The sequence below is a fragment of the Brevibacterium sp. ZH18 genome, from assembly GCF_022748595.1.
In the GTDB taxonomy this organism is placed as follows: domain Bacteria; phylum Actinomycetota; class Actinomycetes; order Actinomycetales; family Brevibacteriaceae; genus Brevibacterium.
Window position 1 is genome coordinate 1 of the sequence record NZ_JALDSX010000042.1, and the last position, 16,863, is coordinate 16,863.

At 63.8% G+C, this 16,863-nt stretch carries 14 protein-coding genes; 6 read left to right on the forward strand and 8 right to left on the reverse strand.

Going from position 1 to position 16,863, the window contains the following annotated elements; all coding sequences use genetic code 11:
• Window positions 1–111: 111 nt before the first annotated feature.
• Window positions 112–1,236, reverse strand: coding sequence for a tellurite resistance/C4-dicarboxylate transporter family protein (locus tag MPN20_RS13420; protein WP_242782930.1), 1,125 nt, complete (start codon window positions 1,234–1,236; stop codon window positions 112–114).
• Between the two features lie 348 nt (window positions 1,237–1,584).
• Here MPN20_RS13420 and MPN20_RS13425 point away from each other — a divergent pair, with 348 nt between their 5' ends.
• Together MPN20_RS13425 and MPN20_RS13430 are read left to right on the forward strand one after the other, a co-directional pair.
• On the forward strand, window positions 1,585–2,469 hold the full coding sequence (locus MPN20_RS13425) for an ATP-binding cassette domain-containing protein (protein ID WP_242782932.1): 885 nt from the start codon (window positions 1,585–1,587) through the stop codon (window positions 2,467–2,469).
• A 107-nt stretch (window positions 2,470–2,576) separates the two neighbouring features.
• The gene (locus tag MPN20_RS13430; protein WP_242782934.1) at window positions 2,577–4,772 is read left to right on the forward strand and encodes a YhgE/Pip domain-containing protein; all 2,196 of its coding nucleotides are present in this window, start codon (window positions 2,577–2,579) and stop codon (window positions 4,770–4,772) included.
• 84 nt (window positions 4,773–4,856) lie between these two features.
• Here MPN20_RS13430 and MPN20_RS13435 read toward each other — a convergent pair whose 3' ends face one another.
• A complete protein-coding gene (locus tag MPN20_RS13435) occupies window positions 4,857–5,456 on the reverse strand; it encodes a LysE family transporter (RefSeq protein ID WP_242782936.1) in 600 nt (199 codons plus the stop codon).
• A 69-nt stretch (window positions 5,457–5,525) separates the two neighbouring features.
• Between MPN20_RS13435 and MPN20_RS13440 the strand changes: the two genes are divergently transcribed.
• The gene (locus MPN20_RS13440; protein WP_242782938.1) at window positions 5,526–6,461 is read left to right on the forward strand and encodes an ArgP/LysG family DNA-binding transcriptional regulator; all 936 of its coding nucleotides are present in this window, start codon (window positions 5,526–5,528) and stop codon (window positions 6,459–6,461) included.
• Here the strand turns inward: MPN20_RS13440 and MPN20_RS13445 are convergent, their stop codons facing one another.
• Entirely contained in the window at window positions 6,462–7,052 is a 591-nt protein-coding gene (locus MPN20_RS13445) for a TetR/AcrR family transcriptional regulator (RefSeq protein WP_242782940.1), read from the reverse strand. It lies immediately after the preceding gene.
• A gap of 180 nt (window positions 7,053–7,232) precedes the next feature.
• Here MPN20_RS13445 and MPN20_RS13450 point away from each other — a divergent pair, with 180 nt between their 5' ends.
• Window positions 7,233–7,709 carry a hypothetical protein gene (locus MPN20_RS13450; RefSeq protein ID WP_242782942.1) on the forward strand — a complete coding sequence of 159 codons (477 nt, stop codon included), beginning with the start codon at window positions 7,233–7,235 and terminating at the stop codon, window positions 7,707–7,709.
• Between the two features lie 50 nt (window positions 7,710–7,759).
• Window positions 7,760–9,883 (forward strand): RecQ family ATP-dependent DNA helicase, encoded by a 2,124-nt coding sequence (locus MPN20_RS13455; protein ID WP_242782944.1) that lies wholly within the window; start codon window positions 7,760–7,762, stop codon window positions 9,881–9,883.
• Between the two features lie 143 nt (window positions 9,884–10,026).
• Here MPN20_RS13455 and MPN20_RS13460 read toward each other — a convergent pair whose 3' ends face one another.
• From MPN20_RS13460 to MPN20_RS13475, 4 genes are all read right to left on the reverse strand, one after another.
• Window positions 10,027–10,515, reverse strand: a complete 489-nt coding sequence (locus MPN20_RS13460) for a hypothetical protein (RefSeq protein WP_242782946.1) — start codon at window positions 10,513–10,515, stop codon at window positions 10,027–10,029.
• Window positions 10,512–11,273 carry a VOC family protein gene (locus tag MPN20_RS13465; protein ID WP_242782948.1) on the reverse strand — a complete coding sequence of 254 codons (762 nt, stop codon included), beginning with the start codon at window positions 11,271–11,273 and terminating at the stop codon, window positions 10,512–10,514. Before MPN20_RS13465 ends, MPN20_RS13460 begins: the two co-directional genes overlap by 4 nt.
• 117 nt (window positions 11,274–11,390) lie before the next feature.
• Window positions 11,391–12,164: an isocitrate lyase/phosphoenolpyruvate mutase family protein gene (locus MPN20_RS13470; RefSeq protein WP_242782950.1), complete on the reverse strand. Its 774-nt coding sequence runs from the start codon at window positions 12,162–12,164 to the stop codon at window positions 11,391–11,393.
• Between the two features lie 68 nt (window positions 12,165–12,232).
• Window positions 12,233–13,966 (reverse strand): amidase, encoded by a 1,734-nt coding sequence (locus tag MPN20_RS13475; protein WP_242782952.1) that lies wholly within the window; start codon window positions 13,964–13,966, stop codon window positions 12,233–12,235.
• 217 nt (window positions 13,967–14,183) lie between these two features.
• Between MPN20_RS13475 and MPN20_RS13480 the strand changes: the two genes are divergently transcribed.
• Window positions 14,184–14,861 carry an NTP transferase domain-containing protein gene (locus MPN20_RS13480; RefSeq protein ID WP_242782954.1) on the forward strand — a complete coding sequence of 226 codons (678 nt, stop codon included), beginning with the start codon at window positions 14,184–14,186 and terminating at the stop codon, window positions 14,859–14,861.
• A 180-nt stretch (window positions 14,862–15,041) separates the two neighbouring features.
• On the opposite strand, the gene MPN20_RS13485 is transcribed toward MPN20_RS13480, so the two are convergent.
• Window positions 15,042–16,694 carry an APC family permease gene (locus MPN20_RS13485; RefSeq protein WP_242782956.1) on the reverse strand — a complete coding sequence of 551 codons (1,653 nt, stop codon included), beginning with the start codon at window positions 16,692–16,694 and terminating at the stop codon, window positions 15,042–15,044.
• Window positions 16,695–16,863 lie beyond the last annotated feature (169 nt).

The window sequence follows — 16,863 nt, forward strand, 5'->3', positions numbered from 1 at the left end:
CTGCTGATCATCAGCAGGCGGCAGCTCTTTTCTGTCGGCCCATGCGGACGTGGCGCGTTCAAAAAAGGCCATCCTGCACTGCTGGCGCCTGTTGACACCATCGGTGTCAGTTCATGCCCTGGCGTCAGTTGGTATCGGTTCATCCTGCTGGTTCACAGCGCCTCGGCTCCGCAGCGACCTGACGAACGACCACACCATTCCGCAGAAGACGATCGCCCACACGGTCAGGCCGATCCAATACCACTGCTGACCGATCCACTCGATGGCGGGAATCGAATCGGCTTGGCCGACATAGGTGCTGGCGACCGAGTACATCCCGAGTGGGAAGACCATGCTCCAGAGCCCGGCCGAATAGCCCAGCGGGATCCGGTGGCGGAAGTGCCGCCAGATGCCTGCTGCGACAAGCGCGGGGATCAGCCAGGTGGCGAACGCCCACAGCAGTGCCGAGGTTCCCGAGATGAGGAGTTCGGTTGCGGTGAGAATCGGCGCCGGTCCGCTCTCCAGAATCCGTGAACCCGCGACGACCGAGATGGCCAGAGCTCCCATCGTCACCCAGAACGGAGCGTCGAGGTCCTCGGGCCCCATGCGATGCAGCAGGGTTCGGACCCCCATGAATACAGCGCAGGCCACATAGAGGGCAACTCCGACAGCCCACATGATCACCGCGATGAGTGAGAACCCGGTGCTGAAATCGGCCAGAGGCGAGGAATCGGGAGGTCCGGTGGCCAGGCCGGATGCGACGACTGCGACGGACTGCGCAGCCACGACCCAGACGAACCACGTGCCGTTGACGTGCGTGATGACAGGTCCGGACTTCGCGCCCAGGATCGCCATGAAGGGGATCAGATACCCGAGGATCAGCCAGCACAGGAGGCCGACGCAGAAGAGCACCAGTGCGATGCGCATGTGTGACTGGCCCTCGAGTGCGGTCGCCAGCACATTGGTCGCCGCAACGAAGGTGAAGAACCCGAAGGCCTTCTTGGGGTTGTGGAGGTCGTCGCGCAATGCATCGGGGAACCTGGCGGCTCGCCAGGCCACGAGCACCACGAAGAAGACGTAGAGGACGACAGCCAGCCAGAAGAATGCCGAGGACAGGGCTTCAAGTCCCTTGAGGTGAGCTCCGACTGAGACGATTCCTGTCGCCATGACAGACGCGAAGCAGCCCGGTGAGACCGTCGCCGGGCTCAGGCCCCAGCCGCTGCGCAGCCGCGCGAAGTCACTGACCGTCGTGCTCATGCGTCCATCGCTCCCGTTCCGCCCCTCGCCACTTTCGATACTACGACCAGATCTACCGTAGCGCCCTTCCCGCGCAGAGCTGATTTCGCCCTGACCCACCCTCGCCGAGGCGATTCTCCGCGTCCGTGCGTACCGTTTCACGGTGTGTCCTTGCAGACATTCACCCGAATCGGGTTCACAACCTCAGCGCCGAGGAATTACCATTACTAATGAGTAACTTAAACTGTGTCGGCTAAGCGATACTTGAGAACTTCCCCCCGTGGCGTAATGTGCGGGGAAATGGGGTGCGCGGATTTCGCGCCCGCTGCAATCGGCCGATACGGGCACACACGATTGGGAGCCAGAACAATGGAGAGCAGATCACAGACGCTCACCGAAGAGACCGAAGTCGAGTCGCCTGAAATCACCCTGCGAGGGTGGGGCATGTCGGGCAAGCAGGGCGACGTCTTCTCGGGTATTGACCTCGACGTCGACCGCGGAGGCGTCGCGATCATCCACGGAGCCGCCGGAGCGGGCAAGACCTCGCTGCTGCTGTCGATCGCGGGCCGTATGCATGTCTCCTCCGGCGAAGGTCACGTCGGTGACCTCGACATCCGCAAGCGGGCGCGCGCCGTCCGTGGCTGCATCGCCGTCGGCCACGTCGCGGGGCTGACCGATCTAGAGAAGGACTTCACCGTCGGCCAGCACATTGCCGAACGCCTCATCATGCTCCAGCCCTGGTACAAGCCGTGGGTGTCGAAATCCTCTCTGCGCGATGTCATCGAAACCATTCGCGATACGTTCCGATCCGCGACCGACGTCATCGATCGTCTACCGGAAGGCACCTTCTCGTCCGCAGACGCGAAGGACGCCGACTTCCTCATCGACGCCGAGGGTAAGACCTTCGTCTCCGAACTCAGCGAGCTGCAGAAATTCCTCCTCGAGTTCGGTCTGACGAACCTCGACCAGTCACCTGTGGTCGTCATCGACAACATCGACTTTCTGCGCGAGCGCGCCGATCGAGCCCGCGCGTGGGCCGGTCTGCTCATCTATCAGGAGCTGCGGAGGAAACGCGATCCGGACAATCCGCTCACACTCATCGTTACATGTGAGGACTCAGCCGAGATCGACGTCGTGATGGATGCCCTGGGCGGGGAGGTCTCACCCGCCTCGGTGACCGAGCTGCCGCTGACTCAGCAACGCAGTGATCACGAACGCAGTGATCACGACGCTGAACAGCGCTCACGACACTGACCTATCACTCACGAGACTGACCCGCGATCACAACGCTGAGCGGGCGCCCTCGACCCACTTGCATTCCCCGCAGTTTCCACACTTGATCCGATAAAGGTGTTTCTTCGATGTTCTCCCTCCCATGGCTCGAACTCACTCGCTTCAAACGGCACACGATCACTCGCTTGGCGATCATCGTCGTCGCCATCATCCCAGCGATCTATGGCGGCCTCTACCTTGCATCGAACTGGGCACCGACCGACAACCTCGACAAGCTGCAGGCCGCCGTGGTCAATGCCGACGAAGGTGCAGAGAAGCCCGACTCCGGCAGCAAATCCGGCAAGTCCGGCGAGGAGCTGCACGCCGGCGATGAGCTCGTCGACAAGATCACGCCCAAAGGCGAAGGCGGATTCGATTGGCAGGAAACCTCGCTGAAGGAAGCCAACGACGGCTTGGCTGAGGGCAAGTACTTCGCTGTGCTCGAGATCCCGAAGAACTTCTCAGAGCGACTCGTCTCGACCGGGGGAGACGACCCGGAGCAGGCCGGGCTGCAGCTGCGCACCGACGACGCGCACAACTTCATCGTCGGCCAGATGGCGGGAACCATTCTGTCCGAGATCAAGACCGGCCTCAACGAGACCACCACTGCCGAATACGTATCCCAGGTCTACCTTGGCTTCAACGACATTCACTCATCCACCGAGAAGGCCGTCGACGGGGCGAAGCAGCTCAACGAAGGGGCCACCGACCTTCACGACGGTACGGGCGACCTGGCTGACGGAGCGCATACCCTCGACGATGGAGTCGGCACGCTGCAGACCGGCATCGGTGACCTCGACGATGGTGCAGGCCAGCTGGTCAAGGGCAGCGGTGACCTCAAGACCGGCGCCGACACCTTAGCCAAGTCCACCACCGAGGCGAAGAATGGTTCGAAGAAGCTCGCCGACGGCGCCGGGCAGGTTGCCGACGGAACCGGCCAGCTGCGCGATACCGCTGATGAAGCCACGGATAAGGCCGAAGACCTCAAGCGCAAAGCCGACGACCTCGTCGACGGAACCCGCCCCAAATTGAAGAAGGCCGAGGACGATCTGGGATCCGCGCGCGATTCCGTGCACGGTGATGTCGACGATCGGATCGCGCAGCTGCGCAAGGACTACCCGGACGACCCGAACGTCGAGAAGCTCGCCAAGGACATGGACAGCCTCGGCGGGGATCTTGATGCCGCTCACGGGCGGGCGGCGAAGGCTGCCGATGATGCGAAAGACCTCGAGGATCCGGTCCGGAAGGCTGTCGACGATGTCATGGGCAAGATCAGGGATGCCGACAAGAAGATCGGCAAACTCGACGATGGGGCGCAGGAGGTTTCGAAGGGGGCCGACGATCTGCACTCGGGCCTGATCAAGCTCGATGCTGGTGCCGGCAAGCTGGCCACGGGCGCTGGTGACCTCAATGATGGCGCGATTGCGCTCAAGGACGGTACGGCGAAGGCGAAGACTGGAGTCTCCGACCTCAAGGATGGCTCATCAAAGCTCGCCGACGGTTCGACGAAGCTGGACAAGGGGGCGAAGAAGCTCGTCGACGGGTCGGGCGAACTGGCCGACAAGCTCGCCGAGGGCCTCAAGCAGATCCCGACCTACGACAAGTCCGACCGGGAGAACCGCTCGAACGTCGTCGCGCTGCCCGTCGATGCTGAGAAGGTCAAGGACAATGCGGTCAGTGCCTACGGTGAGGGCCTGGCGGCGTTCTTCGTGTCGCTGGCGCTGTGGATCGGCGGCATGATCACCTACATGGTCATCAACGCCATCCCGTACCGGGCGCTCGCCTCATCGGCGAAGTCGTCGCGGATTGCATGGGCCGGCTATGTGCCGGGGCTCCTCTTCGGCATCGCGCAGGTTGCTGTCCTCTACGGCGTGCTTACATTCGCCCTCGACTTCTCGGCCGGGTCGTGGATTTGGACGCTCCTGTTCTCGATCCTCGTCGCGGCAAGCTTCCATGCCGTCCATCAGTTGTGCGTCGCGGCGTTGGGAGGTGTTGGCCGCTTGGTTGCGCTCGTCCTTCTCATGATCCAGATCGCCTCGGCGGGTGGAACGTATCCGGTGCAGACCGCGCCGGGCATCTTCCAAGCGATCTCACCGTTCCTGCCGATGACGCATGCGGTCAACGGCTTGCGGTCGCTCATCGCCGGCGGAGACATGTTCATCGCCGCGCAGGCAGCTGCAGTGCTGCTGCTGATGACCGCGATCTGCCTGGTGGCGACGATGCTCGTCTGCAGCCGGAAGCGTATGGTCACGCTGACCCAGCTGCATCCGAGCCTGTCGCTCTAAGGCTCAGAAGCAGTGAGCTCATCCCTCGCCGAGGTGGCGGTGCGTTGGCGCGTACCGTCGTCTCGGTGGGGCGAGACCTGGTCCCTACCCGAACGCCAACCGAGCGGCCAGGACTACCAGCACGATAGCGATGATGATGTCGAGAACCTGCCACACGCGCGGCCTGGCAAGGTAGCCCGAAAGGCCGCGGGCGCCGTACCCGATGCCGAGGAACCATGTAATCGATCCGACCATTGCACCAACTGTGAACGGCAATGCTCCGCCCGCACCCTGCTGATTCGCCAGGTTGCCGAGCATGACGACGGTGTCGAGGTAGACCCCGGGATTGAGGAAGGTCAGCGCCAGAGTCGTCGCGATGATGGACTTCAGGCTGCGCTGATGCGTGTCCGCTTCGAGCCCCGAGGCTGCACGTGCCGAACGCAGGCTGCCCCACGCGTACCAGAGCAGATAGGCCACGCCCAGCCACCGCAGCATCTCCAGAGCCCAGGGCGCCAGCAGCACGATCGCGCCGATGCCCACCGTGCCCGCTGCGATGAGTGCGACGTCGGCGAGGATGCAGATCGTGAGCACCACGCCGAGGTGTTCGCGCCGAATTCCCTGACGCAGGACAAGCGCGTTCTGTGGGCCGACGGCGATGATAAGCGACCAACCGGCGAGGGTTCCGCTGATGAGATGAGTGAGCACCCGAAAAGACTATGGCTCGAATGGAGATAAGAAAAACAACAGTATCTACATGTGATGCACAATTGCTTCATGAACATCGAACAGGTCAAGGCGCTCGCCGCTGCTGTGGACGAGGGCACGGTCGAAGGCGCGGCCTTCGTCCTGGGCGTCACCCCGTCGGCGGCCAGCCAGCGCATCCGGACGCTCGAGTCCCGCCTCGGGCAGGTGCTCATTCGTCGGACCAACCCGGTCACCGTCACCGAGGCGGGGGAGGCGGTCCTGAAATATGCGCGGGAGGTCGAGTTGCTCGAGTCCGAAACCATGGACCGCCTGCACGGCATCGACATCGATGCTCCCGACGGCGTCGGCACGGACGCCGGGGGAGCGCCTGGCCAACGCAGGCGAGTGCCGACGGTGCTGCGTATCGGCGTCAACGCCGATTCGCTGTCGACGTGGTTTCGACCGATCTTCGCCGAGGTGGCCGGCTGGGACGATATCGTCATCCGAATCGAGGTCGCCGACCAAGACAAGGCCCTCCCATTGCTGACGTCGGGGGAGGTGCTGGGCACCATCACCTCGGCGGAGGCTGGTGGCTATGGCACCCAGGTGCAGAAGCTCGGTTCGATGCGCTACGTCGCTGTCGCGACGAAGGGCCTGCTTGCTCGGTACGGCACGGAGCGTGGTGCCGGACCAAGCGCCGAGGCGGACCTTGGGTCCCTGCCCATGGTGAACTTCGGCAAGGATGATGACCTTCAATTCGCGTTTCTCAGACGCGCCGGAGTTGCGACGACCCCACCGATGTCGGTGGTGCCCAGCTCGTGGGATTTCGCGGCCGCAGTCGAGGTGGGAGTCGGGTGGGGGCTGATCCCCATCATGCAGCTGGGAGATCTCAGTCAGGACCTCGTCCCGCTCTCATCTGAGCCGAACATCGATGTCCCGCTCTATTGGCATCACTGGAACCTCGCCTCCGAGAAGCTCGGCCGTCTCACCGAGGCCCTGCATCGGGCCGCTGGTCAGATGAGGTGATCAGCTCTTCGGCTCGAGCACCTTCGCGATCAGCCATCTGAGTTGGTCGCGGGCGGCATCGACGGTGATGCGCTCGGGCGTGATGATCGAGTGCAGGGCCAGGCCGTCGAGCATGGTGAACAGTGCCGTCGAGGACGGGGCCACCTCGGCGGCATCGAGGTGGCCTTCATCGACGAGGACCTGCAGCCAGCGATCGAGATGGTCATAGGTGACTTCGTGGCTGTGTTCGAGGAGTCTGCGGACCGGGGCACGTCGTTCAGGGCCGAGACCGTTGACATGTGCGCTCAGCCAGGTGTCGAGCTGGATCTGGCGGTGTTCGTGACTGGGGAGGAGCTGGGCACAGCACTCGAAGAGGCGCTCGGCGGGGTCGCGTGCGGAATCGTCGATCGAGAAGTCATTGATTGCGACGTGCATGTACCTGCGGGCAATCGCCTCGTGGAGATCGGACTGCGTAGGAAAGTAGTGACGCAACGTCGATGCTCCGATCCCGGCTTCCTTGGCCACGGCTCGCACGCTGAGGTTAGCCTGCCCGGTGCTCGACTGTTCGGCCAGCCGGATTGCGGCGGCAATGATGTCATCGCGTCGAGTCATCTCACTCCTCCCTCGTCTGTTCCACCATATGCCCAGGTGTCGGCCTCCTGTCGCCCGCCGCACGCGCCGTGTAGTACATTGTACTAGTACGCTGTGCTAATTCGATGGCCCGCAATCGTCGAAACGGTGCACTGTGATCGGCATGGCAATGACCTCGACTCTTCGAAACAGGAGCCTGAAATGATCGAAACCATCCAGAACTTCGCGAATGCCTTTCCCGACTGGCTGCAGTGGGCGGGCGTCATGCTCGTCTCCGCAATCCCGTTCGTCGAGTCCTACTTCGGGTCGGTCATCGGCGTCGCGATCGGGCTGCACCCTGTCGTCGCGATCATCGTGGCCGTCATCGGCAATGCGGTTTCGATGCTCGTCTTCGTCTACGGTGCTGGAGCCATCCGCGACAAGGCGACGAAGAACAGGGAAGACGCTGAACCCTCGCCGAAGCGCCAGCGCCTCAAACGCATGTTCGACAAGTTCGGGGTTCCAGGAGTCTCCCTCCTGGGACAGACGCTCCTGCCGTCGCAGATCACATCGTCGGCGATGGTCGGCTTCGGCGCGAACCGCAATGTCGTGGCGTTCTGGCAGATCATCTCGATCATCCTCTGGGGCGTGCTCTTCGGCGTCCTTGCGACCCTGGGAGTCAACGTCGCCCTGCGGTGACGGGCCAGGGGCTGAGTGGCTGTGTCAGTGGCGACACCTAGACTGTGCCCATGACCGAATCCACCCCGACTGCCGCACCCGTTGACACCACCGATTTCACTGCGCAGGCCCAGCGCATCCTGGCCGAACTCACCGCGAATCCCGAGGCGCAGTTCCGGGACGGTCAGCTCGAATCGATCCGCGATCTCGTCGTGGAGAAGAAACGAGTCCTCGTGGTCCAGCGGACCGGGTGGGGCAAATCCGCGGTGTACTTCGTGGCCACCCGCATGCTGCGCGCCGCGGGCACCGGTCCCAGCCTCATCATCTCCCCGCTGTTGGCCCTGATGCGCGACCAGATCGCCGCTGCCGAACGTGCAGGGGTCCGCGCAGCCAGCCTCAACTCCTCCAATGTCACCGAGTGGGACACCGTCCTCGACGATCTCAGAGCCGGCAACCTCGACGTTCTGCTCGTCTCGCCCGAGCGGCTGAATAACCCGCAGTTCCGTGACGAGGTCCTGCCCCAGCTTCTTGCCTTCCTCGGTCTCATCGTCGTCGACGAAGCACATTGCATCTCCGACTGGGGTCACGACTTCCGCCCCGACTACCGACGCATCGGACACATCCTGTCCGAACTTCCCGGCAACACCCCGGTCCTGGCCACGACCGCCACAGCTAATTCCCGTGTAGTCGCCGACGTCGCCGAACAGTTGGGCCACGACACCACCGTCGTTCGTGGTGAGCTTGCCCGCGACTCCCTGAGGTTGGGTGTCCTGCCCGGCCTCGATGCGAGTGGCCGCATCGCCTGGCTGACATCCCACCTCGGCGATTTCACCGGCTCGGGAATCATCTACACGCTCACGGTCAGCGCCGCCGAGGACATCACTCGAATCCTGCGCGACCAAGGCCACGAGGTCCGCGCCTACACCGGCCGCACCGATGCGGAGGAACGCGCAGACCTTGAGCAGCAGCTCAAGGACAACCGGATCAAGGCACTCGTAGCCACCTCGGCGCTGGGGATGGGCTTCGACAAACCCGATCTCGGATTCGTCCTCCACATCGGCGCCCCATCGTCTGCCGTCGCCTACTACCAGCAGGTTGGTCGTGCCGGTCGCGCAACTGATTCCGCGGATGTCCTCCTCCTTCCCGGTGCTGAAGACCAGGAGATCTGGAACTACTTCGCCACTGCCTCGATGCCCAGCCAGACCGATGCCAATGCCGTGCTCCAAGCCCTCGCCGAGGCGGACGGCCCGTTGTCCGTCGCCCGTTTGGAGACCCTTGTCGGCACCAAGCGCACCCGTCTGCAGCTGCTGCTGAAGACCCTCGAGGTCGAGGACGCCGTCACCAAGATCAAGGGTGGATACATTTCGACCGGGCGCGGCTGGGTCTATGACCAGGAACGCTACGAGAAGGTTGCTGCAGTGCGGGCCGCCGAAGCGCAGGCGATGCTCGACTACGAGTCCACGCGCGAGTGCCGCATGGAGTTCCTCATTCGTCAGCTTGACGACCCCGAGCCCAAACCCTGCGGGCGTTGCGACAACTGTGCCGGAATCTGGTGGTCCACCGAGATCTCAGATGAGCAGAGGCAGGCGACGGCAGGGACTCTGCATCGCATCGGCTTGCCCATCGACCCACGCAGCACCTGGCCCAGCGGCATGGCCAACATCGGCGTCCCGCTCAAGGGCAAGATTCCCGTCGGAGAACTGGCCGCCGAAGGCCGGGCCATCGCGCGACTCAGCGACCTGGGGCAGGGTCAGACACTGCGATCCTTCCTCGCGCCCGACGCTCCGGACGCCGAAGTGCCCGCCCAGATCGGCAAATGGTGTCTCGAAGTGCTGGGCCAATGGGACTGGGCAATCCGGCCCGAAGCCGTCGTCTCGATGCCGAGTGCTCGCAGGCCCCTAACAGTGAGGTCGCTGGCAGCGAACCTGGCATCTGCGGGCAGGCTCATCGACGGCGGCGAACTGCTGCAGGTCCACGACCACGGCACTCCAGACGTCAACAGCGCATTCAGGGTCAAGGACCTCTATGATGCGTTCGTCGTCCCGCCCGAGGTCGAAGAGGCGGTGGCAGGAAAGTCGGTGCTGCTCGTCGATGACGAAGTGGTCTCACGCTGGACGATGGCCATCGGTGCTCGACTGCTTCGGCAGGCAGGCGCGACCGCGGTGCTTCCGTTCGCACTGGCGCTGCGCGGTTGACGATCGCCGCCAGGAACGGGGTGAGTGTCGACTGACGAATTGGCCTATTTTTGAGCAGATCACTGGTGCTCTGTGATGTGACGCTCCGGCCTTCTGCACACGGCGAACCGTATTCTGCGGACCACAGACTGCTCAAGAATCGGTCAATGGACTGCGCGAATGTCCTTGATCAGCTTCGGCGTTCTCCAATGACCGACTTCTGAAGCCCACTGGGTCCACGGGTAGGAGAGTCTGACAATGTAGTAGTTGATGTACTCGATGGCACCGAACGCCCAGACGAGGAGCACGATCGCTGCCGCAAACGGCCCGGCTGGAAAGGTTGCGATGACTCCCACCAGCCCCGCGATCAGGATGATCGGATTGATGACACGCAGTACGCGAAAGATCTGCGCAGTCGGGGGCGGCATCCGGCCCGACGTGATCCAGGACCGGGCGAGCAGCCAGTAGACACCGGCCTGGAGCAGAACGACGAGCAGAGGAAGCAGCGCACACCACAGAGCCGCGAGTGCTCCCGATGTTGCGAGCTTGTCCTGCCACAGGAGAGCGGCCGTCGCGAATACCGCGACGGCCGCCAGCTCACCCAGTCCCAGGCTCAGATACTTGGACCGGAGTGGGGAGAACCTGCCCGTCACGGATTCTGCTGCAGCTGGAACGTCGCCCCTTCCGGGTCGGTGACGGTGACGATGCGGCCATAGGGCGAATCCTCGGGTCCTGCGAGGACCTTCCCGCCGAGCTCGGTCACCTTCGCAGCAGCGGCATCAGCATCATCAACATTGAAATAGTCGCGCCAGAACGAGACCTGCGTCCATTCACTGGCATCGCAGATGCCGGCAACAGCTGTCGCTTCGGGTCCGTGCGTGGCGTAGGGGAATCCCTCCATCAGGGTGATGTCGAAGGAGAAGGCAGTGCGATAGAACTCCAGGGCGGTAGGGAAGTCCAAGGTCATGAGCTCGAACCACACCGGAGTGCCGGGCGTCAGTGGAGTGTCGAAGCCGGTGAAGTCACCGGTCTGCCACATGCCGACTCCCGCGCCTGTCGGATCGGTGATGACGGCCATCTGGCCCAGCGGTCCGACAGCCATCGGTTCGGCGATGGGAGCGGCTCCGGCGGCAAGCGCTGCGGCATAGGTGCTCGCGATGTCATCGGTGTGGAGGTACGTCGTCCAGGTCGTCGGGATCATCGGATTCGGCGTCCCGTCCATGTTCACGGCGCGCATGGCCCCGCCGATCGCAGCCCCATCCTTCGTGATCATGTTGTAGTGGCCGAAGTCTGGCCCCTGATCGGTGAACTCCCACCCGAAGATCTCGGTGTAGAACTTCGTTGTGGTTTCGAACTCGTGACAGGTGTAATCAACCCAGACGGGCTGTCCTTGGCGGGCGTTCTCAGGCATTGCGACTCCTCATCATTGCGGTTCCAGCGAATGTTCAATTGTGGCTGTGTGCTGTGGCTATGTGCTGTGAGGCCAGGCCGGCCGTGCAACGAGGGGCCCAAGATCTCCGTGTCGCCGTCAGTGCCAGGCGCGGGTGAATTCACCGAAGTAGTCGTGGAGAGCTGACTGCAGCAGCGGACCGAAGGTCACTCGACTCACCCCCAGCTCAGCGAGCTGTCGGAGGTCGAGCTGATCGGGGATGGCTCCCTTGACCGGATGCGCCGTGACGTTGAGCGGCAGTGTGACCTGGGATAGGACCGTCTTGAGAACGTCGACGCTGGGCATAGCGACGGGGTAGACGGAATCGGCACCCGCCTCGGCGCACAGATTGAGACGTCGGATCGCCTCGGCGGTGGGGTCCTCGAAGTCACCGGCGTTCTTGAACACGTCGGTGCGGGCGTTGATGACGACGTGCACACGCTGCGCATCAGCGGCCCGGCGCAGATCGCCGATGTACTCCGCGTGCTCTTCGGCACTGCGCATCCGCCCCTGACTGTGGACCGTGTCCTCGATGTTGAGGCCCACAGCGCCGACGCCCAGAAGCCCGGCAATGAGGTCAGGAGCTGGAGTGTCGTAGCCAGACTCCATGTCAGCGGTGACGGGCACGTCGACAGCAGACGTGATGTGCCGGACTCCGTCGAGGGCCTGGCCGAGGCTCATTCCCTCGCCGTCGGGGGCACCGAGGGCGTTCGCCAGCGGATGCGACCCGACGCTCAGGGCCCTGAACCCGGCATCGACCATCGCGTGGGCCGACCAGGCATCCCACACAGTCGGAAGTACCAGCGGGCGATCGTTCTGGTGGGCATCGAGCAGCGCTGCGGCGTGCTCGGCAAGTCGGGCGAAATCCTCCATGACAACACCCTGCCACCATTCACCCCCGTTGGAGAAGAGGATCCTGATGTTCACCCGAAGAATTCAGACTATTGGCTCTGCAGTCGCGGTGTCCGGGGCGGAACCTCGCGCCGATCACCGGTGGCTTCGAAGGCCGCGGCGAGTTCGATGAGCGCGGTGTCGTCCCAGCCGCGCCCGGCGATCGTCAGCCCGATCGGAATCCCGGTGTCGGTCATCGTGCCCATCGGCACAGTCACCGACGGGATGCCGAGGTGGCGGGGGACCAGGTTGCCGTTGGCCACCCATGTGCCGTTGCGCCAGCCGAGGTCGGCCGACGACTCATTGACATCCATGTCCGCCGGACCGACATCGGCCATGGCAGGGACGACGACCGCGTCGAGTCCGAGTGAGTCCATCCATTCCTCGAGGTCGAGCCGGCGGGTCACCTCAAGTCCTCGGACTCCGTCCTCGAGTTCCGGGATCTCCGTCACCGAGGCGTACGGACGGTCCCGCACGATCTTCGGGTAGGTGGCGATGTCGTCGTCGAACCCGGTGTAGCGATCCGGGAGCGCACCGTCCGGGTGAGGGAAGATCTGGGCCCCGTCCACCTCGGTGAGGGTGTTCATCTTCGGGTCGCCGTTGGCGGCCAGGAAATCGTTCCAGGCCCATGCTGAGAGGTCGTTGATCTCGCGGTCGAGGTAGTCGGGGCTGACGATTCCGCGCGTCCTGATCGTCGGCGCACCGGGGCGATCGCCCTCGTAGTTGCTCACGACGGGGAAGTCGGTTTCGACGATCTCAGCGCCGGCAGCTTCGAGATCGCGACGGGCGGCCTCCCACGCGGCGATCACCGACGCGCGGGTCTCGATCCGCTGCCCTGTGGGCCCGCCGATTCCACCGTCGGGGTTCGTCCCGGCATCGGGATCGGCATTGATGTACATGGTGGGAATGCCGAGGCGCTTGCCGGCCAGTTTCGAGAGCGCGGCATCTGCATCGGTTGGAAGCAGATCGGAGTACGAATCGGGTCGGACTGCTGATGCTCGGGGGATCTCGACCCAGGGCTGGACGCGCCAGAAGTCGCCGCGGGTTTCAGTGTCGTCGGCGACGATGACGTCGAGGACTTCACAGAGATCGGCCATCGACCGGGTATGGGGGACGACGACGTCCATCGTCGGCACGAGTGGCCAGTTGCCGCGCACGGAGATGACGCCGCGTGAGGGCGTGTAGGCGATGAGCGCGTTGTGCGAAGCGGGGGCGCGACCCGATGACCAGGTCTCCTCGCCAAGACCGAATGCCGCGAAGTTCGCCGTCGTCGCCGTTCCCGAGCCATTCGAGGAACCTGAAGCGAACGCGCTGGTCAGCCAGTCGGCGTTGTAGGGGCTCTCGGCGCGGCCATAGAGTCCGCGCTGCATGCCGCCGTTGGCCATGGGCGGCATGTTCGTCAAGCCCAGGCAGATGGCACCCGCGGCGCGCAGGCGTTCGATCGTGAACGCGTCCTTCTGCGCGATGAGGTCGGCGAAGGCGGGGGAGCCGGCAGCGACACTCAGTCCTGCGACCATATAGCTGTCCTTCGCGGTGTACGGGATCCCGTCGAGGGGGCCCAGCGTCTGACCACGCGCACGCCTGTCGTCGGAGGCGGTCGCCTCAGCGAGGGCATCGGGGTTGTCGACGATGACGGAGTTGAGTTTCGTATCCGTGTCCGGGCCGTCGAACGCGGCGATGCGGGCACGGTAGGCTTCGACCAATTCCGCCGAGGTGGTCGTCCCGTCCTCGAGTGCGCGGCGCAGGGTCGCGATGGACGCCTCGACAACATCGAACTTCGTCATTCTTGTGCTCCTCCGTGCCATTACGGTCAGTGCAGGCCGAGCGCATGCGTCGCGGCGTACCGCTCCGTCTCTGTCCGTGCTGCCCTGGTGGTGCTTCGGTCGACTGGTGGTGCTTAACAGTATTGCTCACTCGGTGAGGAAATGTCGTGCGAATATCGTTGCGGATCCGACAGCGGCTGCCGGTGGGCGACGGCGGACTCCGACGTAGGATCGGGGCATGACGATTCGTGCGATCATTCTCAGCGGAGGCAGGTCGAGTCGCTTCGGCGGTGTCCACAAACCCGGCGTCGAACTGGGCGGGACGAGCGTGATCTCCCGCATCCTGACCGCAGTTCGCACGGCCGATCCCGCCGCCGAGGTATGGGTGGCCGGACCGACGGAAGGGCTGAGCCAGGCCGAGACGGAATCCGTGCACTCCGTTCGCGAGGAGCCGGTCTTCGCCGGTCCGCTGGCCGGGATCGCCGCAGCTGCGTTCGCGATGGAACGCACCGTAGGTGACACCGAGCGTAACCGCGACCGTGACGCAGGGACGGCTGAAGGAGCGTCCGACGCCTCCGCTTCGAACGCAGATGACGTGACGTTGGTGCTGGCAGGGGACATGCCCCTGATCACTGCTGGCCACCTCGGCGAGTTGGTCGACGTGTGTCGGCAGACGAACAGCCCGGTCGCGGGGGAGGACGAGCGGGGCAAGGCACAGTTCCTGTGCTCGGCATGGCCGCATCGGCTGCTTCTCACACGCCTCGAAGCTATCGGCGATCCCGCGAACGGGGCGGTCAGACGCCTGTTCGACGGTCTCGATCCGGTCCTCGTCGACGTCGATCCGACCGTGGTCGCTGACTTCGACACAACCGAAGAGCTTGCCGGCATCCGTCCTCACTTCGACGACGGGATCTGACCGCCGACAATCGCCGACAACCGCGACAATCGCCGACAACCGCTGAGTCACGCTCGGATCCGACCGTCGACGGGTGGAACTGCACGGGCCGCGCAACGACGAAGCCGCCTCGGCGCAAGAGAGCACCGGGGCGGCATCACCGATCGATCGGACGGGATCAGCGATCGATCGGTGTGGTCGTCAGTCGTCGATCTGGGTCTGCTCGACGGCTTCGACGGCCTCTTCCGGAGACAGGCGGCAGGCGATGCCGACGTAGAAGACGACGATCGAGAAGATCACGGTGACGATTTCGCCCCAGATGAAGCCCATGATGTCCAGGCCTCCACCGTAGTGGCCGATGAGGCTGAGGAGGACCAGGCCGGCCATCCACAGGATCATCCACCAGCCGGAGCGCATCTTCAGATCCGGCAGACGGGCCTTGTCCTTGGCGAAGATGTGGTGGAGGACCATCACGACATAGCCGATGGCCACAGCCAGGAAGAGCTTCCAGTTCGTCTCCCAGCCTGTCCAGTACACGATGAGGTTCGCGCAGATGAAGCCGATGATCGGCAGCACATCGTTGCCAGGCAGTTTGAACGGACGCTCCTGCTCGGGCAGCTGACGACGCAGCGCGGCGACGACCACAGGCCCTGTGGCGAACGAGAGCACCGTGCCGGAGGTGATGAATCCGACGAGCTTCGCCCACGAGGGGAACGGCAGGAACATGATGCACGAGACGATGAACACGACGAGGAGCGAGATCCACGGAACACCGTGCTTGTTGAGCTTTGCCAGTGCGCGCGGAGCATTGCCGACCTTCGCCTGCGAGTAGGACAGGCGAGGAGCCAGCGCGGTGTAGATCAGGCCGGTGTCGGCAGGGGAGACGATGGCGTCGGCGTAGAGGATGACTGCCAGCCACACAGCACCCAGCAGCAGCGAGATCTCTGCGAGAGGTCCTGCGTCGTTGTTGAATGCGAGGTTCTTCCAACCGCCCTCGAGGAGGTCCGTGGGCAGGGCGCCGATGAAGGCCGCCTGCAGTGCGATGTAGATGACGCCGGTGACGAGGATTGAGCCGATCACTGCGAAGGGGACGTTCTTCTGCGGGTTCGTGGTCTCGCCTGCGAACTCGACGCCCTGACGGAAGCCGAGGTAGGAGAAGACGATGCCTGCTGCGGGGAGGGCTGCGAAGATCGGTCCGATTCCATTGGGAGCGAATCCGCCGAAGCGCTGGCTTGAGAAGTGGCCGGGGTTGAAGGCCAGGATCATGAACACGACGATGACGAGAAGGATGACGGCGAGCTTCCACCACACGAGGACGTTGTTGAATCGTGCGAAGAGCTGGACGCCGTAGAGGTTGATGAAGCTGAAGACCAGCATCAGCGCGATGCTCACCACGATGCCGGGCCCGGTGAGCACAGCGACGTCATCGACGGTGTGCATCAGCCAGGGGAGGTAGCTCGATGCGTACTGGACGGCGGCCATGACCTCGATGGGCACGGTCGCAGCGACCGAGAGCCAAGTGATCCAGCCGCTGGTGAAGCTCGCGAACGAGCCGAAGGAGAAGTGGGGGAAGCGGATCACCCCGCCGGCAACGGGGAACATCACGCCGAGTTCGGCGTAGTTCAGCGCAACGAAGATCATCATCACGGCGCCCAGCGCCCACGAGATGAGCGATGCGGGTCCCACCATCACCGAGGCGTTGAAGGCTCCGAAGAGCCAACCGGACCCGATGATCGAACCAACACCGGTGAACAGAAGTCCGATCTTTCCGATGTCTCTCTTGAGCCCCGTATCGTGCCGGATCTCGACCTTCGTTGGTCGCCCGGCGGCGGGGGGATTGATTGTGGACATCATTGCCCTTTCAATTGCGATGACAGCTTTCAACTTTTGAAGTTTGCTCCTCGAGATTGGTGATGTCAATCACGAATGGAGTGATTCGCCCGTCCGGAGACGGTCTCTATATACACCATGTGACCAGCGATGATGCACAGGTTTTGAACCAGGGGTGGCACCGACCGACGAT

Excerpts from the sequence above, each read along its gene's own strand:
- MPN20_RS13420 (WP_242782930.1), bottom strand. The coding sequence starts at position 1,236 with ATGAGCACGACGGTCAGTGACTTCGCGCGGCTGCGCAGCGGCTGGGGC.
- MPN20_RS13425 (WP_242782932.1), top strand. The coding sequence starts at position 1,585 with ATGGAGAGCAGATCACAGACGCTCACCGAAGAGACCGAAGTCGAGTCG.
- MPN20_RS13430 (WP_242782934.1), top strand. The coding sequence starts at position 2,577 with ATGTTCTCCCTCCCATGGCTCGAACTCACTCGCTTCAAACGGCACACG.
- MPN20_RS13440 (WP_242782938.1), top strand. The coding sequence starts at position 5,526 with ATGAACATCGAACAGGTCAAGGCGCTCGCCGCTGCTGTGGACGAGGGC.
- MPN20_RS13445 (WP_242782940.1), bottom strand. The coding sequence starts at position 7,052 with ATGACTCGACGCGATGACATCATTGCCGCCGCAATCCGGCTGGCCGAA.
- MPN20_RS13450 (WP_242782942.1), top strand. The coding sequence starts at position 7,233 with ATGATCGAAACCATCCAGAACTTCGCGAATGCCTTTCCCGACTGGCTG.
- MPN20_RS13455 (WP_242782944.1), top strand. The coding sequence starts at position 7,760 with ATGACCGAATCCACCCCGACTGCCGCACCCGTTGACACCACCGATTTC.
- MPN20_RS13465 (WP_242782948.1), bottom strand. The coding sequence starts at position 11,273 with ATGCCTGAGAACGCCCGCCAAGGACAGCCCGTCTGGGTTGATTACACC.
- MPN20_RS13470 (WP_242782950.1), bottom strand. The coding sequence starts at position 12,164 with ATGGAGGATTTCGCCCGACTTGCCGAGCACGCCGCAGCGCTGCTCGAT.
- MPN20_RS13475 (WP_242782952.1), bottom strand. The coding sequence starts at position 13,966 with ATGACGAAGTTCGATGTTGTCGAGGCGTCCATCGCGACCCTGCGCCGC.
- MPN20_RS13480 (WP_242782954.1), top strand. The coding sequence starts at position 14,184 with ATGACGATTCGTGCGATCATTCTCAGCGGAGGCAGGTCGAGTCGCTTC.
- MPN20_RS13485 (WP_242782956.1), bottom strand. The coding sequence starts at position 16,694 with ATGATGTCCACAATCAATCCCCCCGCCGCCGGGCGACCAACGAAGGTC.